The sequence below is a fragment of the Stenotrophomonas rhizophila genome (assembly GCF_000661955.1).
Classification (GTDB): domain Bacteria; phylum Pseudomonadota; class Gammaproteobacteria; order Xanthomonadales; family Xanthomonadaceae; genus Stenotrophomonas; species Stenotrophomonas rhizophila.
The window spans coordinates 3,095,742-3,117,654 of sequence record NZ_CP007597.1 but is presented as its reverse complement, the minus strand read 5'-3'; the positions used below and the strand labels follow the sequence as shown (position 1 = coordinate 3,117,654).

17 protein-coding genes are annotated in these 21,913 nt (G+C 66.5%); 3 read left to right on the top strand and 14 right to left on the bottom strand.

Annotated features, from left to right (window positions below):
- The first annotated feature begins 110 nt into the window (after positions 1-110).
- Positions 111-476, top strand: coding sequence for a PadR family transcriptional regulator (locus DX03_RS13460; RefSeq protein WP_038689494.1), 366 nt, complete (start codon positions 111-113; stop codon positions 474-476).
- Positions 473-1,474: a sensor domain-containing protein gene (locus DX03_RS13455; RefSeq protein WP_038689492.1), complete on the top strand. Its 1,002-nt coding sequence runs from the start codon at positions 473-475 to the stop codon at positions 1,472-1,474. The genes DX03_RS13460 and DX03_RS13455 overlap by 4 nt, the downstream gene beginning before the upstream one ends.
- 330 nt (positions 1,475-1,804) lie before the next feature.
- Here the strand turns inward: DX03_RS13455 and DX03_RS13450 are convergent, their stop codons facing one another.
- Positions 1,805-3,121, bottom strand: a complete 1,317-nt coding sequence (locus DX03_RS13450; protein WP_038689490.1) for a polyhydroxyalkanoate depolymerase — start codon at positions 3,119-3,121, stop codon at positions 1,805-1,807.
- Between the two features lie 97 nt (positions 3,122-3,218).
- Positions 3,219-3,815, bottom strand: coding sequence for a class I SAM-dependent DNA methyltransferase (locus DX03_RS13445; protein WP_038692386.1), 597 nt, complete (start codon positions 3,813-3,815; stop codon positions 3,219-3,221).
- 162 nt (positions 3,816-3,977) lie between these two features.
- On the opposite strand from DX03_RS13445, the gene DX03_RS13440 reads away from it, so the two are divergent.
- A complete protein-coding gene (locus DX03_RS13440; protein WP_038689489.1) occupies positions 3,978-4,433 on the top strand; it encodes a CopD family protein in 456 nt (151 codons plus the stop codon).
- A gap of 200 nt (positions 4,434-4,633) precedes the next feature.
- Here DX03_RS13440 and DX03_RS13435 read toward each other — a convergent pair.
- The 12 genes from DX03_RS13435 to dxr form a co-directional block, all read right to left on the bottom strand.
- Positions 4,634-5,868, bottom strand: a protein-coding gene (locus DX03_RS13435) for an IS3 family transposase (protein ID WP_244880121.1) whose coding sequence is annotated in 2 segments (ribosomal slippage) — positions 4,634-5,517 and positions 5,517-5,868 — 1,236 coding nt in all. Because the reading frame shifts where the segments join, the coding sequence is not laid out codon by codon here.
- Between the two features lie 119 nt (positions 5,869-5,987).
- Positions 5,988-6,947, bottom strand: coding sequence for an acetyl-CoA carboxylase carboxyltransferase subunit alpha (locus tag DX03_RS13425; RefSeq protein WP_038689484.1), 960 nt, complete (start codon positions 6,945-6,947; stop codon positions 5,988-5,990).
- 113 nt (positions 6,948-7,060) lie between these two features.
- The gene (locus DX03_RS13420) at positions 7,061-7,933 is read right to left on the bottom strand and encodes a hypothetical protein (RefSeq protein ID WP_038689483.1); all 873 of its coding nucleotides are present in this window, start codon (positions 7,931-7,933) and stop codon (positions 7,061-7,063) included.
- Between the two features lie 56 nt (positions 7,934-7,989).
- Positions 7,990-11,571: a DNA polymerase III subunit alpha gene (dnaE, locus tag DX03_RS13415; protein WP_038689481.1), complete on the bottom strand. Its 3,582-nt coding sequence runs from the start codon at positions 11,569-11,571 to the stop codon at positions 7,990-7,992.
- 543 nt (positions 11,572-12,114) lie between these two features.
- The gene (locus tag DX03_RS13410; RefSeq protein WP_038689479.1) at positions 12,115-12,759 is read right to left on the bottom strand and encodes a ribonuclease HII; all 645 of its coding nucleotides are present in this window, start codon (positions 12,757-12,759) and stop codon (positions 12,115-12,117) included.
- The gene (gene lpxB / locus DX03_RS13405; protein ID WP_038689478.1) at positions 12,756-14,024 is read right to left on the bottom strand and encodes a lipid-A-disaccharide synthase; all 1,269 of its coding nucleotides are present in this window, start codon (positions 14,022-14,024) and stop codon (positions 12,756-12,758) included. The genes DX03_RS13410 and lpxB overlap by 4 nt, the downstream gene beginning before the upstream one ends.
- On the bottom strand, positions 14,021-14,812 hold the full coding sequence (gene lpxA / locus DX03_RS13400) for an acyl-ACP--UDP-N-acetylglucosamine O-acyltransferase (protein ID WP_038689477.1): 792 nt from the start codon (positions 14,810-14,812) through the stop codon (positions 14,021-14,023). Before lpxA ends, lpxB begins: the two co-directional genes overlap by 4 nt.
- Positions 14,813-14,830: 18 nt before the next feature.
- Positions 14,831-15,289: a 3-hydroxyacyl-ACP dehydratase FabZ gene (fabZ, locus tag DX03_RS13395; protein WP_038689474.1), complete on the bottom strand. Its 459-nt coding sequence runs from the start codon at positions 15,287-15,289 to the stop codon at positions 14,831-14,833.
- Positions 15,286-16,308, bottom strand: coding sequence for a UDP-3-O-(3-hydroxymyristoyl)glucosamine N-acyltransferase (lpxD, locus tag DX03_RS13390; RefSeq protein ID WP_038689472.1), 1,023 nt, complete (start codon positions 16,306-16,308; stop codon positions 15,286-15,288). The genes fabZ and lpxD overlap by 4 nt, the downstream gene beginning before the upstream one ends.
- A gap of 525 nt (positions 16,309-16,833) precedes the next feature.
- On the bottom strand, positions 16,834-19,254 hold the full coding sequence (gene bamA, locus DX03_RS13385) for an outer membrane protein assembly factor BamA (protein ID WP_038689471.1): 2,421 nt from the start codon (positions 19,252-19,254) through the stop codon (positions 16,834-16,836).
- Between the two features lie 73 nt (positions 19,255-19,327).
- Positions 19,328-20,686 (bottom strand): RIP metalloprotease RseP, encoded by a 1,359-nt coding sequence (gene rseP, locus DX03_RS13380; RefSeq protein ID WP_038689469.1) that lies wholly within the window; start codon positions 20,684-20,686, stop codon positions 19,328-19,330.
- Positions 20,687-20,720: 34 nt separating this feature from the next.
- A complete protein-coding gene (gene dxr, locus DX03_RS13375) occupies positions 20,721-21,911 on the bottom strand; it encodes a 1-deoxy-D-xylulose-5-phosphate reductoisomerase (RefSeq protein WP_038689467.1) in 1,191 nt (396 codons plus the stop codon).
- Positions 21,912-21,913: the final 2 nt, after the last annotated feature.

Here is a 21,913-nt window from a genome sequence, read left to right as displayed (position 1 = left end):
GGCCGCTGCGACCAGCGGCGGCGCGGTGACCAACCGGCACGGTGACTAAGGGCACATTCGCTATACCGGACTTCACACTAGTGTTGACTCCACGCTAGTTGGAGAACGCGATGAGCGACCACGATGCCTACCTGAAGAAGTTCCAGAAGGAGCTCAGCTCCGGCACGGTCTCGCTGGCCTTGCTGGCGGTGCTGGCCAAGGCCGGCGAGCCGCTGTACGGCTACCTGATCGCCAAGGAGCTGGAGCGGGTCGGCGAGGGCGTGCTGAGCGGCAAGCAGAGCGCGCTGTACCCGGTGCTGCGCAACCTGGAAGGGGCCGGGTTGCTGGAAAGCCATGTTGAACCGTCGATGGCCGGTCCGCCGCGACGCTACTACCGCATCAATGACACGGGCCGTGAGGTGCTCCGGCAATGGACCGCCGCGTGGCGCGCTACCCGTGATTCCGTCGATTCCGTCCTGGAAGGGGTAATTGAATGAACATCGCGTCCGTGGCCGGTCGGGCCTTGCCGACCACCATTCCCGAGTACCTGGCGCAGCTGCGCGCCGCCCTGCATGACGCCGACCCGGCAATGGTGCAGGACGCGTTGTACGACGCCGAGGAGTACCTGCGTTCCGAACTGGCGGCCCAGCCCGGCCGCAGCGAGGCCGAGGTGATCGCCGACGTCGCCAGCAGCTACGGCGCACCGGAAGAAGTGGCCGACATCTACCGCGAAACCGAAATCACCGTGAACCGCGCGCTGCGGACGCCCAGCGCGGGTGCCGCGCCGCTGCGCCGGGCCGTTGTGGCCACTGGCACTGTCGGTGGGGCGGCGGCTGCGGCAAGCATCGGCACGCCGCCGGCTGCCACGCCCAAGCCGCGTTCGGCGCTGGCCCGGTTCTTCGGCGTAGCGCTGGAAGCACGCACTTATGGGGCGCTGTTCTACATGCTGCTGTCGCTGGCTACCGGCACGTTCTTCTTCACCTGGGTGGTAACCGGGTTGTCGCTGTCGCTGGGGTTGATGGTGCTGATCATCGGCATTCCGATCACCGTGCTGTTCTTCGGATCGGTCCGCGGCCTGTCGCTGCTGGAAGGGCGGCTGGTGGAAGCGCTGCTGGGCGAGCGCATGCCGCGCCGGCCGACCTATTCCGACCGCAGCCGCAGCTGGCTGCAGCGGGTGGGCGACATGTTCACCGATGGCCGCACCTGGCTGACGCTGCTGTACTTCGTGCTGATGCTGCCGCTGGGCATCGTGTACTTCACCATGGCGGTGACCTTGCTGTCGATCTCGCTGAGCTTCATCTGGGCGCCGGTGGCGGCGTTGTTCACCGGTGAGATACCGGGCATCTACATCGAAGGCGAGCAGATGCTGTCGATGTGGGCCACGCCGCTGCTGGCGGTGGCCGGGGTGCTGCTGCTGTTCGTCACCCTGCACCTGGCACGCGGCATCGGCCGCCTGCACGGGATGATGGCCAAGCACCTGCTGGTGCGGCTGTAGATCCCGACGGTTGCCCGGTGAACGAAACCCGGTAGTGCCGGCCGCTGGCCGGCTCCAGGCAATGCAGAACGAAACCAGGTAGTGCCGGCCGCTGGCCGGCTCCAGGCAACGCAGAACGAAACCAGGTAGTGCCGGCCGCTGGCCGGCTCCAGGCAACGCAGAACGAAACCCGGTAGTGCCGGCCGCTGGCCGGCTCCAGGCAACGCAGAACGAAACCCGGTACTGCCGGCCGCTGGCCGGCTCCAGGCAATGCAGGATGTACGAGGAGCCGGCCAGCGGCCGGCACTACCGGATGCGATGCGGCTGCGCCGCACGCATGGCAAGGCGGTCTTAGCCCGCCTTGCGCCGCAACGGGGTGACGTTGCTGGTGATCTTGGCGGCCTTCTTCGGCTTGGTCGCGGCGGTCTGCGCATGGGCCGCGAAGAAATCACGCACCTTCGGGTACACCGTTTCGCGCCAGCGACGGCCGCTGAAGATGCCGTAATGGCCGGCGCCTTCCACGATGAAATGCTCACGGTGCTCGGCCGGAATGCCGCTGCACAGCGCCTGCGCCGCTTCGGTCTGGCCCAGCCCGGCGATGTCGTCCAGCTCGCCCTCGATGCTCAGCAGGGCCGTCCCGGTGATCGCCGCCGGGTTCACGTGTTCGCCGTTGACGTACCACTCGCCACGCGGCAGCAGGAACTGCTGGAACACCACCTCGATGGTGTCCAGGTAGTACTTGGCCGGCATGTCCAGCACCGCGTTGTACTCGTCGTAGAAACGACGGTGCGCGTCGGCGTCTTCCATGTCGCCCTTGACCAGGTCGGCGTAGAAATCCCAGTGCGAACTGAAGTGCCGGCTCGGGTTCATCGACAGGAACCCGGCATGCTGCAGGAAGCCGGGGTACACGCGGCGACCGGCGCCGGGGTAGGTGCCCGGGACGGTATGGATGACGTTGTTCTCGAACCACGACAACGGGTTCTGCGTGGCCAGGTTGTTCACCGCGGTGGGGCTGCAGCGGGCATCGATCGGGCCCCCCATCATCACCAGCGTGCGCGGCGTCGGTTCGCCACGGCTGGCCATCAGCGATACCGCCGCCAGCACCGGCACGGTCGGCTGGCACACACTCACCACGTGCAGCTTGTCCGCGCCCAGGTGGCGGATGAATTCCTGCACGTAGGCGATGTAATCGTCCAGGCCGAACTCGCCTTCGCTGCCCGGCACCATGCGCGCGTCCACCCAGTCGGTGACATACACGCGGTGGTCGCGCAGCAGCGTGCGCACGGTGTCGCGCAGCAGCGTGGCGTGGTGGCCCGACAGCGGCGCCACCACCAGCACGAACGGCTGGTTGAGCATGGTGTGCAGCTGGTCGGCTTCGTTGCTGTGGCGCTTGAAGCGCAGCAGCTTGCAGAACGGCTTGCTGACTTCCTCGTGCACCACGATCGGCACGCGCTCGCCATCGACCTCGATTTCGTTGATGCCCCACTCGGGCTTCTCGTAATCCTTGCCGATGCGATGGAACAGCTCGTTGACCGCCGACAGGCGATCGGCACCGGGCATCTGCGACCACCAGTGACCCTGGTTGGCGAAGAACTTGGCGTTGGCCTGGGCCTGGTGAACCCACGGGGCGAGCATGTTGCGGGTCAACTCATGCAGTTGATAGAGCATGGCGTCCGAATATGTATGGTCTTATGTTGCCGCGCAGCATAGCCTACCGGCGGGATCGGCGCGTTAATACGGGGTCAGTCTCAGTTGTTATCGAGATTCAGCGGTCGGCACGTTCCAGCGCGGCGGCATGCCCGGCCAGGGCCGGAGACAGCCAGCAGTGCGAGCCCAGCGCGGTGAAGCCGGCGTTCTTCAGGCCGCTGCGGTACCAGCGCGCCGGACGCGCCTGGAAGCCCTCATGGTCGCCGTCGAATTCGTCCTCGGCGCTGAACGCCTCCAGGAACGCCACGCCGCCCGTGAGTTCGGCAAAACCGTCCAGCGCCGGGCGCAGCTCGCGGCTGGGCACGTAATGCATCACGTCAGAACAGACCAGCAGGTCGACCGGCGCACACGGGCGCAACCAGGCGAAGTCGCCGACCTTGGCCATGTGCAGGTTGCGGCTGCGGCCATAGCGCTGGATGGCGTACGCGCTGCTGTCGAAGCCCAGGTACTGCACGCGCGGACGCAGCTTGAGCAGCGGTGCGCGCCAGGCGCCTTCGCCGCAGCCGATGTCGAGCACGCTGCGGATCGGGCGTTCCAGGTAGTACTCGGCGCTGGCCACGGCCAAGGCCACCTTGCGCGCCAGGCGCGCGGCGCCACCGGCCTGGTCGGCCTGGTACCAGCGCTTGAAGTAGTCGGCGTCGTAGGTCTTGTCCATGGCGATCATGCGAAGTCGTGAAAACGGCGCCTATCGTACGGTGTCGCGCGGCGGCCTGCGTGGCGGTGGTGTGGCGATTGGTCGCGCCAGCCACGCATGGGGCGGCTGTACCCGGGCATGCGAGAATGCCCGACAACCTACGCCAGCCGCTGGAGCGAGCGCATGCAGAGCTATTACTGGGTCAAAACCTTCCATCTGCTGTTCGTGGTGGCCTGGATGGCGGCGGTGTTCTACCTGCCGCGGATCCTGGTGAACCTGAGCGAGACCGCCGGCCAGCTGCCGGTGACCGAGCGGCTGCAGCTGATGGGCCTGCGCCTGTACAAGTTTGGCCACATGATGTTCGGCTTCGCGCTGATCCTGGGCCTGGTGCTGTGGCTGGGTTACAAGGTGATCCCCGATTTCCCGACCATGGTGGCCCCGGGTGCGGCCGGCTGGTTGCACGCCAAGCTGGGCCTGGTGGTGCTGCTGCTGGTGTATTACTCCTGGACCGGCCGGTTGCTGAAGGGCAACGTGCGCGGCAAGCCGCTGCCGACCTCGCGCGCGCTGCGCTGGTTCAACGAACTGCCGCTGGTGCTGTTCATCGGGGTGGTGTGGTTGGTGTTGGCCAAGCCGTTCTGAGGGGCGTGATGAGGCCGGGGGCGATTGCAACGGTGCGGCAATGGCAACGGCAACGGCAGCCGACCAACGGTCGGCTCTACCGGTAGTGCCGGCCGCTGGCCGGCTCTCGACCTCGATAGCCGACCAACGGTCGGCTCTACCCGGTGGGGGTGACCCGTCCTGCCATAGGTTGACACCTGTGGTGGATGAACCGGCCGCCGTCAGGCGGCCAAGGACGCCCGATGCACTGCATCGGGCGTCTGCATTTTAAGGGACAGGTGCGGGCGTTCGGCGTTATAGATCGCCACCGCCTCGGCCACCATCTGGCGCGCCTGCGCCAGGTCTCGAGGCCGATACAGCAGGAACTCACCTTTCAAGATCCCATTCACCCGTTCGGCCAGCGCATTCTGGTAGCAGTCGTAGCCGTCAGTCATCGAGCAGGTCACGCCGTGCTTGGCGTGGATCTTTTGGTAGTAGTCCGAGCAATATTGGATGCCACGGTCGGAGTGATGGACCAGACGTTGGCGCGTTTTTCGCCCCTTCAACGCCATTTGCAGGGCTTGGGCGACCTGCTCTGTCTGCAAGGTGTCGTGCACGCTCCAGCCAACGATCTTGCGTGACCAAGCATCCGTAATCAGGCTCAGATAGACGAATTTCCCTTGCGTTGGCAGGTAGGTGATGTCGGCGACCCACACCTGCTCGCAGCCGGTGGGTACCACGCGCCCCTCGCCAGCTTTGAGCAGGTTGGGGTGCCGCCGGAAGCGGTGATGGCTGTTGGTTGTCTTGTGATATGCGCGCCGCATGGACACCAGGAGCCGGGCATCACGAAGGACACCAAACAGGCGGTCCCGCCCCATCGCTATCCCCGATTCCTGCAGTGCCGGCCTGATCAGACCGTGGAGCTTGCGGGTGCCGATGCGTGGCTGACGGGCCCGATAGCCACCCACCAAGGCGATCGCCCGCGCGCCCTCGACCAGCTGCTGTTGTTGGCGATGGCCGGCTTTGTAGTACGCCTGCCGACTAATGCCGAAATGTCGGCAAGCCCTTGCCACGCTTAGGCCTTGGAGGCGCCCTTGCGTGAGGACTTGCCGGAAGGCTTTTTTACGATCCGCACCCCGTAGTCCTCTTTGAGAACATCGACGATGGCTTCGAAAAGCTGCGCTTTCTCGTTGGCTTCCCGCAGTTGCACCTGCAAGGCCTTGATCTGTTGTTCCGGCGTCAGCGGCTTGCCCGCCCCGCTTTTGGGTGAAGTGGTCATGGGGGCAGATGATGCACCACCCGACCAATCCTGCCGACCATGACGGCGAAGCCAGCCAAGCACGGTGCTCCGTCCTTGGATACCGTATCGCTCCTGGGCCTTTTTGTAGGTCAGTTCCCCGCGCTCGACCTGGTCGACCACCGACAATTTGAAGGCCAGCGAGTAATCCCGCTGGCTGCGCCTGAGTGTTGAATCCATTGAACATTCCTCTTCCTGTGGGAAAAGGTGTCAACTCAATTCAGGACGGGTCAGGGGCATGAAAAAAGCCGGGCGCTTTCGCGTCCGGCTTTTTTCGTTCCATCGCAACGGCAATCCGCTTAGATGGTCTCGTAGGTGCCGTAGCTGCGCAGGCGCTCGTAGCGCCGGGCCAGCAGCTGGTCCACCGACAGCTTCTGCAGGGCGTCCAGTTCGTTGAGCAGCACGGCCTTCAGGCGCTTGCCCATCTGGTTCGGGTTGCGGTGGGCGCCGCCGGTGGGCTCGCGCACCATCTTGTCGATGAGGCCCAGGCTCTTCAGGCGCGGGGCGGTCATCCCCAGCTGCTCGGCCGCTTCCTTGGCCTTGCCGGCGTCCTTCCACAGGATCGAGGCGCAGCCTTCCGGGGTGATGGTCGAGTACACGCTGTACTCCAGCATCACGGTACGGTCGCCGACGCCCAGCGCCAGCGCGCCACCCGAGCCGCCTTCGCCGATCACGGTGCAGATCACCGGGACCTTCAGCTCGGCCATTTCCATCAGGTTGCGGGCGATCGCCTCGGACTGGCCGCGCGATTCGGCGTCAATGCCCGGCCAGGCGCCTGCGGTGTCGATCAGGGTCAGCACCGGCAGGCCGAAGCGCTCGGCCATCTTCATCAGGCGCAGCGCCTTGCGGTAGCCCTCCGGCTTGGGCATGCCGAAGTTGCGCTTGATCTTTTCCTTGGTGTCGCGGCCTTTCTGGTGGCCGATCAGCATGACCGAGCGGCCGCCGATGCGGGCCAGGCCACCCATGATGGCCTTGTCGTCGGCGAAGGCGCGATCGCCTGCCAGCTCCTGGAACTCGTCACAGAAGATGCGGATGTAGTCGGCGGTGTACGGGCGCGAGGGATGGCGGGCCAGCTGCAGGACCTGCCACGACGTCAGGTTGCGGAAGATCTGCGCGGTACGCACCCGCAGCTTGTCCTGCAGGGCGTTCACCTCGGCCTCGACATTGACCGCAGGCCCGGCGCTGGCGCTGCGCAGGTCCTGGATCTTCGCCTCCAGATCAGCGATGGGTTGCTCGAAGTCGAGGTAGTTCGGATTCATCGGAAACCGTCGTGAAGTAAAGAGGGAAAGTGTAGCCGAATGCGCCGAAAAGCCCCGTACGCCGTCGTCTGGAAACCGACGGTAGCGCAGCGGGGCGGGTCGCGCCAGTCAGCTCAGGGCACAACCAGCGCGGCACTGCCCATCAGGCTGCCGCGGGTCTGCACGAAGGTGTTGTAGGCCTCGTTGGCCTCCACCGGCAGGCCTGAGCCGAGCGCGGCGGTGGCGGCGGTGAAGGCCATCTGCGCCTGGAAGGCCTCCTGCTGCAGCTGCAGCTGGGCGTCGGCGGTGGTGGCCTTCAGGTAGCGCGCATATAGCTCGCGCAGGGGCGCGGCATGCCGTTCGAAGGCCGGGTCCAGCGCGGGCAGGGCGGTCGGCGCCGGCTCCAGCGTGTAGGTCGGGGCCTGGTAACCGGCCGGCTGCTGCCGCCGGTAGGCGCCGGGCTGGCCGCTGCGCGCCTCGGCGTAATCGATGAAGTCGGCGGCGGTGAAGATCTTGGTGTTGATCCGGCCACCGGTCTCGTCCACGTGGGCCACGGTCTGTTCGTCGGGGAACGGCTCGCGCACGCCGAAGGTCCAGGCGTGGTCGATGAACAGCGCGTGGGTCGTGCTGTACGGGCCATCAAAGCCGACCCCGCCCAGCGCGATGTGGTTGTCCACGGTGCCGAAGTGGCGCAGCTTGTCTTCGCCGGTGACGTAGACCTCGCTGGCAATCACATACTCGCCCAGCGTCGGGTTGATCAGGCCGCCCTTGCCGCGGGCGTAGACGATGAACCGCACATCGCCCAGGGCCGGGGTCTGCAGGTGGTGCTCGCCGGGCTTGAGCTTCACAGGCCGCGAGGCGTGCGCGGCGATCGGCAGTTCGTTGCCGTCGATGCGCAGGGTCAGCGGGGTGTCGCCCGGGTTGTCGATCTCGAAGGTCTGGGACGGGCTGGTGCAGCCGCTGAGGGCAAGGGCGGCAAGCAGCAGCCCGGCAAAACGTGTGATCAAAACCGGTTACCTGTCGTGTAGCGGAAGAACGGTGGGACGTGGAACGGTGGAGCGGATCAGTTCGCCCAGGGCGGGCTGTAGCGGACCTTCACGGTGCGCACGGCGGGGTCGGCGCGCAGCGCGTCCACCAGCTGGCTGTCCACCCGCACGGCGATGTCGCCGCCGACGTCGAGCATGCCGGCCACCGGACCCTGCTCGGACCCCAGCAGCAGGTCCATGCGCAGCGGCGTGCGGCCGGGGCGGTGACGGTCGAGCAGGGCGTTCACGCGCTCCCACACCGGGCCGTCCTGGCGCAGGTCCAGGCGCAGCGACAGGCGGGTGGCGTAGTTGGCGCACACCTCTTCGTAATCCCAGCACTGGCGGATGCGCAGCGCGTAGCCGCCGTTGAATTCGTCCTCGCGCAGGCCGCCCTTGACGATCAGGATGCGGTCCTTGGTCATCAGGTGGCCGAACTCGGCCAGGCCGTCGGTGAAGGCACTGCACTCCACGCGGCCCTTGCTGTCTTCCAGCTGCATGAACACCTGGCTTTCGCCCTTGCGCCGCACGCCCACCACCTGGCCGGCCAGGATCACCGGGGTTTCCTGGCGCCACGCGCGCTTCTCGCCGTCCTTGCTGGGACGGGCCGGGGGAATCAGGCGTTCGAGCATGCCCAGGTCGGTGCCGACCAGTTCCTTGACGTCGTCGGCATACGGATCGAACGGATGCCCGCTCAGGTAGAAACCGAGCGTGTCGCGCTCGCCATCGAGCAGCTGGTTCAGCGCCCATTCCTTGGCTTCGGGCAGATCCAGCTGCTGCGCGGTGGCCTGCGGGCTGGGGGCACCGAACAGCGAGTTCTGCCCGGACGCCTTCTCGCGGGTGATCTGGTCGGTGGCCTTGAGCACTTCGGGCAGCTGCAGCATCAACGAGGCGCGGTTCTTGCCCAGGCCGTCCATCGCGCCGCAGTTGATCATGGCTTCCAGGGTGCGCCGGTTGAGCTTGCCCGACTCGGCGCGCATGCAGAAATCCAGCAGCGATTCGTAACGGCCGCCACGCGCGCGTTCCTCCACCACCGCTTCGCATGCGCCCTGACCCACGCCCTTGATCGCGCCCAGGCCGTACACGATGGTGTCGGCACTGGAGGCTTCGAACATGTAGGCCGATTCGTTCACGCGCGGCGGCAGTACGGTCAGGCCGAGGTTGCGCACTTCGGCCAGGAAGCCCACCACCTTGTCGGTGTTGTCCATGTCCGAGGACAGCGTGGCCGCCATGAACTCGGCCGGGTAATGGCGCTTGAGCCAGGCGGTCTGGTAGCTGACCAGCGCGTAGGCGGCGGCGTGCGACTTGTTGAAGCCGTAGCCGGCGAACTTCTCCATCAGGTCGAAGATGGCGTCGGCCTTGGCCTCGCCCACCCCGTCCTTGGCCGCGCCCTCGCGGAAGATCTCGCGGTGCTTGGCCATTTCGGCCGGCACCTTCTTGCCCATCGCGCGGCGCAGCAGGTCGGCGCCGCCGAGCGAGTAACCGCCCACGATCTGCGCCATCTGCATCACCTGCTCCTGGTACACCATGATGCCGTAGGTGTCTTTCAGGATCGCTTCGGTGCGCGGATCGGGGTAGATGATTTCTTCCTGCCCGTGCTTACGCGCGTTGAAGGAGGGAATCAGGTCCATCGGGCCGGGGCGGTACAGCGACACCAGTGCGATGAGGTCTTCGAAGCGATCGGGGCGCGCGTCCTTGAGCAGGCGGCGCATGCCCGAGGATTCGAACTGGAACACCGCGCCGGTGTTGCCGTTGGCGAAGATGTCCTTGTAGGTGGCCACGTCGTCCAGCGGCAGCGCGGTGATGTCCACCGGCGGAATGCCCGCGCGTTCGTGGCGCTTGTTGATCGCCTTGACCGCCCAGTCGATGATCGTCAGCGTGCGCAGGCCGAGGAAGTCGAACTTCACCAGGCCGATTTCTTCGACGTCGTTCTTGTCGAACTGGGTAACCGGGTTGCGGCCGCGGCCGCCTTCGTCGTGTTCGGCGAACAGCGGGCAGAACTCGGCCAGCGGCTCGGGCGCGATCACCACGCCACCGGCGTGCTTGCCGGCGTTGCGGGTGAGGTCTTCGAGCTGGCGGGCCAGGTCGATCAGGTCGCGGACGTCGTCTTCGTTCTGGTAGCGCTGGATCAGCTCCGGCGACGCCATCTCCGAATCCTTGCCTTCGCCCATGGCGTCCTTGAGCGAGATGCCCAGGATGTTGGGGATCAGCTTGGAGACGCCGTCGACCAGGCCATACGGGAAGCCGAGCACGCGCCCGGAGTCGCGCACCACCGCCTTGGCGGCCATGGTGCCGTAGGTGATGATCTGGCTGACGCGTTCGCGGCCGTACTTGCGCGCGACGTAGTCGATGACTTCGTCGCGGCGGTCCATGCAGAAGTCGATGTCGAAGTCGGGCATCGACACGCGTTCGGGGTTGAGGAACCGCTCGAACAGCAGGTTGTACGGGATCGGGTCCAGATCGGTGATCTGCAGCGCCCAGGCGACCAGCGAGCCGGCACCGGAACCACGGCCGGGGCCGATCGGGATGCCCTGGTTCTTTCCCCACTGGATGAAGTCGGCCACGATCAGGAAGTAGCCGGGGAAGCCCATCTTGATGATGGTGGCCAGCTCGAATTCCAGGCGCTCGAAGTAGTCGGCGCGGGTCTTGCCTTCGGCCAGCGGGTTCTTTTCCAGGCGCGCTTCCAAGCCCTTGCGCGATTCGCTGCAGATCCAGCTGTCGAGCGTTTCGTCTTCGGGCACCGGGTAGTTGGGCAGGAAGTAGGTGCCCAGGCGCATTTCGATGTTGCAGCGTTCGGCCAGCGCGAGGGTGTTGTCGATCGCGTCGGGAATATCGGCGAACAGCGCGCACATGTCGTCGGCCGACTTGAGGTACTGCTGGTCGCTGTAATCGCGGGGACGCTTGGGATCGTCGAGCACGCGCCCGGAGGAGATGCACACGCGCGCTTCGTGGGCGGCGAAATCCTCCGGCTGCAGGAAGCGCACGTCGTTGCTGGCCACCACGGGCAGGCCGCGCTGGCCTGCGGCGAGCAGGGCAAACTGGTTGAAGGCTTCTTCGCCCTCGCGCCCGGTGCGGGTGAGCTCCAGGTGCAGGCCGTCGCCGAACACGCGCTGCCAGTCGGCGAGCTGCTGCTCGGCCAGGTCGTGTCGGCCTTCGCCGGCGAGGCGGCCGGCCAGGCTGTCGCGGCCGGCCAGGGCAAACAGGTTGTGGCAGCCGGCCTTGAGCCAGTCCGGATGCACGGCGACGCCGCCTTCGGGGCGGTGGCCTTCCATCCAGGCGCGGGTGAGCAGGCGCGAGAGGCTGAGGTAGCCCTCACGGTCGCGGCACAGCAGGGTCATGCGCCAGGGGGTCATGCCCTCTTCGGCGATCATGATGTCGGCGCCGGCGATGGGCTTGATGCCCACGGTTTCGGCGGCCTTGTAGAACTTGACCAGGGCGAACAGGTTGTTCAGGTCGGTCACTGCCAGGGCAGGCAGCTTGAGTTCCACCGCGCGGCTGAGCAGGTTGGCCTGCTTGGCTTTCTTCGGGTCAGCCTGATCCGGCTTCGCCGGGACACGGATGGTCGAATCCGCCAGCGAAAACTCGGTGTGGACGTGGAGATGTACGAAACGGGAAGTGGACATGCCGGGCCAATGTAATGCCCGGTCAGGGTAGCGGCGCGAGCCTGAGCGAACAAGGCTTGACAGGGGTGTTACAGGGGGCGGGGTGGGTTGCGGGGTTCAGGTTGGTTTTTGTTTTTTTCGAAGCTGAGGTCAAGTTCAAGTTCAACGGCAACGGCAACGGCAACGGCAACGGCTACAAGCCCGGTGTGCGGGTGCCAAAGGGCTGGGGCGGGGGAGGCAGGGGCGCGGGACACGCCGCAAGTCCCGCTCCGCGGCCCGGCCCAGCCGCTGGCGGCTGTGCGTTCGGGCGCATGCGAGGCAGTGCCTCGCAAGCAATGCGCCCTCACCCGTGTAGCAACTGTGTTGCTGGAGGGGCCGAAGCCTCCTCCAGCAACACAGTTGCTACACGGACGTACTTGCGGCGTGTCCCGCCAACCCAACCGTACCGCCCCAACAGTGAGCCACCGGGCCCCCGGCTGTGGCAGTTGCATTTGCATTTGCATTTGAAGTGGCTCCAGCTCCAGCTCCGGCTCCCGCCTCGGCCATGCGCAGCATAAAAAAAACCTACACCACCTCAAAACAAGCGCGAACCGGCGCAAAGCTGCGGCGATGCTGCGGGCAGGGCCCGTGACTGCGCAGTGCCGCCAGATGCGCCGGCGTCCCATAGCCCTTGTGCTGATCGAACCCGTATTCCGGGTGTTCCTCGTGCAACGCCAGCATGAAACGATCGCGCGTCACCTTGGCCAGAATCGACGCCGCCATGATCGCCCGGTCCAGCGCGTCCCCGCCCACCAGCGCCTGCGCCGGACAGGGCAGCCCCTTCGGCACCACGTTCCCGTCGATCCGCGCGAACTGCGCCACGTGCGACACCCCCTCCACCGCACGCCGCATCCCCAGCATCGTCGCCTGGTAGATATTCAGCGCATCGATCTCGCCCACCTCCACCATCACCACGTGGAAGGCCAGCGCACGGTCCTGGATCTTGTCGAACAACTGGTCACGACGCAGCGCCGTCAACTGCTTGGAATCGTCCAGCCCGTTCAACCGCGGCCGGTCCGGGCAGAACACCACCGCCGCCACCGCCACCGGCCCGGCCAGCGGACCGCGACCCGCCTCGTCCACCCCGGCCACGTAACGCGGTGCCACCGTGGCCAGCGCGGCCCCGTCGAACAGCGCCATCGACGCCGCCGCCGCGTGCCGCCGGCTCACGCCGTCGCCTTGCGCGCCAGCAGCTCGGCCACCGCATCGGCCGCACGCGCCGACGCATCCTGGCGCAGTTGCAGGTGCAGCTGCTGGTAGGTGTCCTGCAGGTCGATCGCGCGCTGCGGATGATCGAACCACTGCAGAATCGCCGCGGCCAGCTTGTCCGGCACGCAGTCGTGCTGGATCAACTCCGGCGCCAGGTCCTTGCCCGCCAGAATGTTCGGCAGCGCGAACCGGTCCACCTTGATCAGCCCCAGCGCCTTCACGATCCGGTACGTCAGCTCGGCCACGCGGTAGCCCACCACCATCGGCCGCTTCACCAGCATCGTTTCCAATGTCGCCGTGCCCGACGCCAGCACCACCACGTCGGCGGCGATCATCGCGTTGCGTGCATCACCATCGAGCAGGTGCGAATAGGCCACCGGCAACGCCGAGCGCGACAACTGCTCGCTGATCAACTGGCGGCAGGCCGGGTTGGCGGCCGGCACCACCACGTGCAGGCCCGGAATGCGCTCGGACACCTGCCAGGCGGCTTCGAAGAAGGCTTCGCCCAGCTTGCCGATCTCGCCCAGGCGGCTGCCTGGCAGCACCGCCAGTACTTTTGCATTCGACGGCAGGCCCAACGCCACGCGCGCCTGCTCACGGTCGCTGTGCAGCGGAATATCGTCGGCCATCGGGTGGCCCACGAAGCGCGCATCGATGCCGTGCTTTGCGTAGATCGGCGGTTCCATCGGGAACAGGCACAGCACCAGGTCGGCGCTGGCCCCGATCTTCTCGGCCCGCTTCTCGCGCCAGGCCCACACCGACGGGCTCACGTAGTGCACCGTGGTGATGCCGCGTTCCTTCAGCCAGCGCTCCACGCCCAGATTGAAATCGGGGGCGTCGATGCCGATGAAGACATCCGGCTGCCAGTCGAGTGCACGGCGACGGAACTCGCCGCGCAGTTTCAGCAGCCGGGGCAGGTGGCGCAGGATCTCGGTCAGGCCCATCACCGCCAGCTCGCTGGCGTCGAACCAGGTCTGGCAGCCGGCGCTGCGCATCGCGTCACCGCCGATACCGGCGAACTCGGCATGCGGGAAGCGCGCCTTCAGCTCGCGCACCAGCCCGGCACCGAGCAGGTCGCCGGAGGCTTCGCCGGCCACCAGCGCGATCCGCACCGGCCGGTTCGACGTTGCCGACGGAACCGCGTTGTCCAGTGCGCCCATCACCGCCGCCAGTTCGATGACCTGGGCGGTGGTGCCCGCTGGAGTGTGCCCGCCAGAGGCCGTCATCGCAGCAGTGGCCTCTCGGCGTGCTCGATGAAGTCCAGCAGGTCCTTGACGTCGGCACTGTGCGCGGCCTGTTCGGCCAGCTGCACCTTGGCTTCGGCCAGCGGCAGCCCGGCCACGTACAGGGTGCGGTAGGCGCGCTTGATGCTGGCGATGCGCTCGGCATCGAAACCACGACGCTTCAGCCCTTCGCTGTTGATGCCGCGCGGGCGGCCGAGCGAGTCGCTGCCCACCATGGTGAACGGCGGCACGTCGCCATTGGTCAGCGCGCCCATGCCCAGGAAGGCGTGCGCGCCGATCCGGCAGAACTGGTGCGCGCCGGCGAAGCCGCTGATGATCACGTAGTCGCCCACGCTCACGTGGCCGGCCAGCGTGGTGTTGTTGGAGAACACGCAATGGCTGCCGACGTGGCAGTCGTGGGCCACGTGGGTGTAGGCCAGCATCCAGTTGTCGTCGCCGACGGTGGTGATGCCGCCGCCGCCTTCGGTGCCGCGGTTGATGGTGACGAACTCGCGGATGACGTTGCCGTCGCCGATCACCAGTTCGGTGCGTTCGGCGCGGTACTTCTTGTCCTGCGGTTCGCCGCCGATCGCGGCATGGCCGATGAAACGGTTGTTGCGGCCGATGCGGGTCGGGCCGTGGATCGAGCAGTGCGGACCGATCACGGTGCCGGCGCCGATCTCGACATCGGCACCGATCAGGGTGAAGGCGCCGACCTGGACGTCGTCGGCCAGGCGCGCGCCTTCTTCGATCACTGCCGTGGGATGGATCCGTGGTGCGTTGTCAGTCATTCCTGCCTCCGTGGTGGCTCAGCCCTTGGCGCCGGCGCACATGACTTCCGCGCTGGCCACGACTTCGCCGTTGACCCGGGCTTCGCCGTAGTACCAGCCCATGTTGCGGATCAGGCGCTTCATCTGCACATGCAGCATGAGCACGTCGCCGGGAACCACCTGCTTGTTGAAACGGGCGTTTTCGACCTTGACCATGTAGAACAGCTTGGACTGCGCGTCACGCCCCAGGGTCAACTGGGTCATCACGCCACCGGCCTGGGCCAGCGCTTCGATGATCAGCACGCCGGGCATGATCGGGCGACCCGGGAAGTGGCCCTGGAAGTACGGTTCGTTGTAGCTGACGTTCTTCTGGCACACGATCTGCTTGGTCTCGACGTCGAGTTCGACGACCCTGTCCACCAGCAGGAACGGGTAGCGGTGGGGGATCAGCTCCTGGATCTGGGTGATGTCGATCGGGAGCTGCAGCGTGTCGTTCATTCTTTCTCCTTGCCAGCAGCCAGGACCCGACGTGCGAGGGCGTCCAGCTGCTTGAAGCGCGCGGCGTTCTTGCGCCACGTGCGGTTGTCGGTCAATGGGGTGCCGGAGGAGTACTCACCCGGCTCGTGGATGGAGTTGCGCACCACCGACTTGCCGGTGATGACGACCTTGTCGCAGATTTCGAGGTGGCCGACCACGCCCACATGCCCGCCAAGCAGGCAGTAGCGGCCGATCTTGGCGCTGCCGGCGATGCCGGTGCAGCCAGCGATGGCCGAATGGGCGCCGATCTGGACGTTGTGGGCGATCTGCACCAGGTTGTCCAGGCGCACGTCCTCGTCGAGGATGGTGTCTTCCAGGGCGCCGCGGTCGACGCAGGTGTTGGCGCCGATCTCGCAGTCGTCGCCGATGCGTACGCCGCCCAGCTGCGGCACCTTGATCCACTTGCCGGCATCCATGGCCAGGCCGAAGCCGTCGGCGCCCAGCACGGCGCCGGGATGGATGCGCACGCGCTTGCCAAGCTTGACGCGGGTGACCAGGGTGACGCGGGCGATCAGTTCGCAGCCGCTGTCCAGGGTGCAGTTCTCACCGATGATGCTGCCGGTGCCGATGATGCAGTTCTCGCCCACGACGCTGCCGGCGCCGATGCTGACGAACGGGCCGATGTGGGCACTGGCGGCGACCTGGGCGGTCGGGTCGATGACGGCGCTGGGATGGATGCCGGGCGGTCGCGCGGGGGCGATGTCGAACAGCGCACCGATCTTGGCGAAGGTGGTGTACGGGTCCTTGGCGATCAGGGCGCTGCCGGGGGTAGCCTCGGCGTCCTCGGCGCGCAGCACCACAATGCCGGCCTGGCTGTCGGCCAGTTGGGCCCGGTAGCGCGGGTTGGCAAGGAAGGTGAGCTGGCCGGGGCCGGCATGGGCAAGCGTGGCCACGCCATGGATGGCGGTGCTGCCGTCGCCATGGACCTGCAGGCCGAACTGCTCGGCGAGTTGCTGGGCGGTGTAGGTAGGAGTATTCACGGCGGAAGTTTACCGTGTGGCGCAGGTTCGGTCATGCGGGGTGGGGCCTTGCCTACCGGCGGGCTATCGGCTTCTGCCCAGACAGTGGGTCGCAAGCGCGGCGGTAGTGCCGGCCGCTGGCCGGCTCCGCGCGGTGGTTGAACGGCCGTGCCGACCAACGGTCGGCAGCGACCGGCGTGTCGGATCGGGTTTTCGTGGCGCCGGCCAGCGGCCGGCACTACCGCTGTCAGGCGGATCGGCCGCGCCGCCAGTGGTGTCGGCCGCTGGCCGGCTCCCCAGCAGATCCGATCCCACGCGGCGGTAGGTGCCGACCGTTGGTCGGCACGGCATTCCCACCATCCCGCGCAGCCGGCCAATGGCCGATACCCCAAAAACGAAAACGCCGGGCAAAGCCCGGCGTCTCGTAGCGCATCTGGTGGAAAGGCCCCCTTCTGTTAAGGGGGCCGCGCCAACGGCGCGGGGGATAGGAAGCATCGTGGGCCCCAAGGTTTGCAACGCAAACCTTGGGCAATTTAGCTTCGTCGATCAGAACTGACCACCGAACGTGAACTGCAGGCGCTCGATTTCGTCGCCGTCCTTCTTCTTCAGCGGGAACGCATAGCTGATCGAGATCGGGCCGACCGGGGCGCGCCACAGCAGGGCCACACCGGTGGACACACGCAGTTCGTTGGCCTTGAAGTTGTCGGTGCCGTTGTACACGTTGCCGAAATCGACGAAGGCCGAGATGCGGGCCGACGGGCTGTCGAACAGGCGCGGGAAGTAGGCTTCAACCGAACCGACGGTCTTCAGCGAACCGCCCAGCGGCTGGCCATCAGGATAGCCTCGCGTGGCTTCACGCGGACCCAGGGTGTTGTCCTCGAAGCCGCGCACCGAGTTGGTACCGCCGGCGTAGAAGTTCTCGTAGAACGGCAGGCCGGTGGCGGTGACGGTCTTCACGTAATCGGCCGAGGCGGAGTTGCAGTCCACCGTCTGGGTCGGACTCGGGTTGGCCGCGGTCGGTGCGGTGTAGCAGAGGTCGCGGGTGATGTCCTTGCCATAGCTGTCGCCGTAGCCGATTTCGGCACGGGTGTTGATGACCAGCGACGGGATGATCGGCCAGTACTTGGAGAACTGGTAGTTCAGCTTGTAGTACTCGATCGTCGAGCCCGGCAGGGTGGTTTCCAGGCCGATACGCTGGTAGGTACCGCGGGTCGGCATGAAGTAATCGTTGCGGGTATCGCGGGCCCAGCCCAGTTCGGTGCGCCAGGAGTGGAACGTCTTGGTGCCGATGGCATCGATGTAATCGATGATCGACTGCGGCGTCGAGCCCTGGTAGGTGTTGATCTGGTTGCTGTCGATACCGACCATCAGCGAGACCGTGTCGTTCTCGGTGATCGGCACGCCGAACACCATCTGCGCCGAACGGTTGGTGCTGTTGTACTGGGCGGTGTTGAAGTCGGAGTAATCCAGTTCGCGCCAGGACAGGTTGTAGCCCAGCGACACGCCGTCATCGGTGAAGTACGGGTTGGTGTAGCTGAAGCCGTAACGCTGCAGGTAGCTGCTGCGCGACGCTTCAACCGACACGCGGTTGCCGCCGCCGAGGAAGTTGTTCTGCGACAGCTGCACCGAGGTGGTCATGCCGTAGGACTGCGAATAGCCCAGGCCGAACACGAAGCTGCCCGACGTGGTTTCCTTGACGTTGTAGACCACGTCGACCTGGTCGTTGCTGCCGGTGACCGGCGGGGTCTCGACGTCGACCGATTCGAAGTAGCCCAGGCGCTGCAGGCGGATCTTGGAACGATCGATCGCGGCCTGCGAGTACCAGCTGTTCTCGAACTGGCGCATTTCACGACGCAGCACTTCGTCGGAGGTGCGGGTGTTGCCCTTGAAGGTGATGCGACGCACCTGCACGCGCGGGCCCGGCACGACCTGCATGTTGATCGCCACGGTACGGTCGGCGCGGTTGCTGGTCGGGATCGGGTTCACCTTGGCGAAGGCGTAACCGATGTTGGACAGCGAATTGGTGATCGCGTCCGAGCTGAATTCCAGCAGCGCACGCGAGAACGTGTCGCCGGACTTCTGGATCACCATGCGCTCGACATCTTCCTGCGGCAGGATGGTGTCGCCGGTGACCTTGATGTCGGAGATCTTGTACTGCTCACCTTCGGTCACGCCGGCAGTGATGAACATGTCGCGCTTGTCGGGGCTGATCGAGACCTGGGTGGAATCGATGCTGAAGTCCACGTAGCCGCGGTCCAGGTACCAGGAATTGAGCTTTTCCAGGTCGCCGGACAGCTTTTCCTTGGAGTACTGATCATCGCGGCGGTACCACGAGGCCCAGTTGTGCTCCTTGGACTCCCAGGTTTCCAGGATGTCTTCGGAGGCGAACTTCTCGGTGCCCACCAGATTGACGTGCTGGATCTTGGCGGCCTTGCCTTCCTTGATCGCGATGGTGATGTCCACGCGATTGCGGTCCAGCGGGCTCACCGTGGGGGTGATGTCCACGTTGTATTTGCCGCGGTCGTTGTACTGGCGGCGAAGTTCCTGGGTCACGCGGTCCAGGCTCAGGCGGTCGAAGGTGCCGCCCTCGGTCAGGCCGATGTCGCTCAGGCCCTTGAGCAGCTGGTCGCTCTTGATGTCCTTGTTGCCGGTGACGGTCAACTTGTTGATCGCCGGGCGCTCCTTGACCGTGACCACCAGGATGTCGCCCTGGCGATCCAGCTGCACGTCTTCGAAGAAGCCGGTCTTGTACAGCGCACGGATGCTCTCGCCGACCTTGTTGTCGGTCAGGGTTTCGCCACGTTCCACCGGCAGGTAGGTGAACACGGTACCGGAGGTGATGCGCTGCAGACCATCGACACGGATGTCGCTGACGGTGAAGGGCTCGGCTGCCTGGGCCAGGGCGGGCGCGCCGAAACCGGCGGCGAGTGCAAGGGCAAGCAGGCGGCGATTGGGGAGTCGCGTCATGTCACGTCCGGTTGGAGTCGAATGCAATGTTGCGGGATGCCGGCGCATAAGACGACGACAAAAGGGAAAAAGTTCATCGCGCGGCCAGGCCGAGGATGTCGTTGTAGAACGCCAACCCCATCAGCCCGGCCAGCAGCGCCAGCCCGACGTACTGGCCGGCAGCCATGGCGCGCTCGCTCAGCGGGCTGCCCTTGACCAACTCAATAAGGTAATACAGCAGGTGCCCGCCGTCCAAGATGGGGATGGGCAACAGGTTGATGATGCACAGGCTCAGCGACAGCAGGGCCAGGAAGAACAGGAACCAGTCCAGCCCCCGCTGGGCGGACACATTGGCCACGCGGGCAATGGTGACCGGGCCGGAAATGTTCTGCAGCGAGGCGTTGCCGGTGACGATCCGGCGCATCATGCCCAGCGAATCACCGGCCATGCGGGCGGTTTCACGCAGGGCCACCGGCAGTGCCGCAAGGGGCCCGTACTTGAGTTCGGCGTCGTAGGCCGGGGCGCTGGACTGGGCAAAACCGATCCCGATCTGCCAGGTGGGCTGGCCACGGCCGTCCTTGCCTTGGCGCGGGGTGATTTCCAGCGCCAGGCGTTCGCCGCCGCGCAGCACTTCGATCATGCCCGGGCCGCCGCGCTTGCCCAGGGTGTGGATTTCGGTGAACACCTGGTCGATGGCGTCGATGCGCTGGCCGTCCACGGCCACGATCAGGTCGCCCGGCAGCAGCACGCCCTGGGCGGCCGAGTCGGGCACGACTTTTTCGACCAGCGCCGGCTGCAGCCAGAACTGCCAGGTCAGCCCGGCCAGCACCGGCACGCGGCGCTCGTCGAAGCCTTGCGGCAGCTGCGACAGCGGCAGCACACGGGTCTGTACCCGGTCCTGCGCGTCAAGCACTTCCAGGCGGGCGTCGTGGCGGTCCATGGCGGCGGTGGTCAGCGCCATGCTGGCCTGCCCGGCGGTGACCACGCTGCGCGCGTCCACGCTGATCAGCCGGTCGCCCGACTGCAGCCCGGCGGCCTGGGCCATGCCGCTGGTGCGGCCGATGGTGGGGGAGTAGTCCTGCTTGCCCAGCACGAACATCGCCCACAGCAGGGCGATGCACAGCAGCAGGTTGGCGGCCGGGCCGGCGGCCACGATCGCGATGCGCTGCCACACGCTCTTGTGGTTGAAGGCCTGGTCACGCTCGTGCGGGTGCACCTCGACTTCGCGCTCGTCGAGCATCTTCACGTAGCCGCCGAGCGGGATGGCCGCGATGGCGAACTCGGTGCCGGCGCGGTTGCGCCGCATCCACAGCGGGCGGCCGAAGCCGACCGAGAACCGCAGTACCTTCACCCCACAGCGGCGCGCCACCCAGTAGTGGCCGAATTCATGGAACGTCACCAGCACGCCGAGGCTGACGATCATCCACCAGACAGATCCGATGAATTCACCCATGGTGGACAGTACTGGAGAGAGGCGGGAAGGGCATTCAGGCGTGGTCGATGGCGGCTTGGGTGATCAGGCGGGCACGCTGGTCGGCAGCCAGCAGGACCGCCAGTGTATCGGCGGACTCGACCGACAGTGTTGACAGAGCGTTAGCCACCAGCGCCGGAATGGCAAGGAAAGCGACTTTTCCCTGAAGAAATGCTGAAACAGCCACTTCATTGGCGGCATTGAGGATCGCCGGTGCGGTACCGCCGGCCGCCATGGCCTGCCAGGCCAGGCCCAGGCAGGGGAAGGCGTCGGTGTCGGGCGCCTCGAAATCCAGCCGTCCCTGGGTCAGCAGGTCCAGCCCGCCGACCCCGGATTCGATCCGCTGCGGCCAGCCCAGGCCCACGGCCAGGGTGGTGCGCATGTCCGGCAGGCCCATCTGGGCCAGGGTGGAGCCGTCGACGAATTCGACCAGCGAATGCACCAGGCTCTGCGGGTGCACCAGCACCTCGATGCGCTCGCCCGGGACGCCGAACAGGTGGTGGGCCTCGATGACTTCAAGGCCCTTGTTCATCAACGTCGCCGAATCGACCGAGATCTTCGGCCCCATCGACCACTTCGGGTGCGCCACGGCCTGCGCCGGGGTGACCTGGCCCAGTTCGGCGCGGCTGCGCCCACGGAAGGGGCCGCCCGAGGCGGTCAGCAGGATCCGGCGGACGCCGGCGCCCTCCAGGCTGGCATCGCGCGAGCGCAGGCACTGGAAGATCGCGCTGTGTTCGCTGTCGATCGGGATGATCTCGGCCCCGGCGGCGGCCGCCTGGCGCATCAACAGCTCGCCGGCCAGCACCAGCGACTCCTTGTTGGCCAGCAGGATGCGCTTGCCCGCCGTGGCGGCGGCCAGGGTCGAAGACAGCCCGGCGGCGCCGACGATGGCGGCGACCAAGGTGTCGCATTCGGCACTGGCGGCGAGCTGGTCCAGCGCGGCTGCGCCGGCGTGGGCCTGGGTAGGCAGCCCGGCGTCGCGCAGACCGTCACGCAGCGCGGCGAACAGGGTGTCGTCGGCGATCACGGCATGGTCGGGTCGATGCTGCACGCACAGCGCCACCAGCGCCTCCACCTGCCGCCCGGCCGCCAGCACGCTGGCGCGGTAGCGGTCAGGATGACGCGCGATCACATCCAGCGCCGATGCGCCGATCGAGCCGGTGGCGCCGAACACGGCGACCCGGCGGGGAGCGGTAACGCTGACCATGT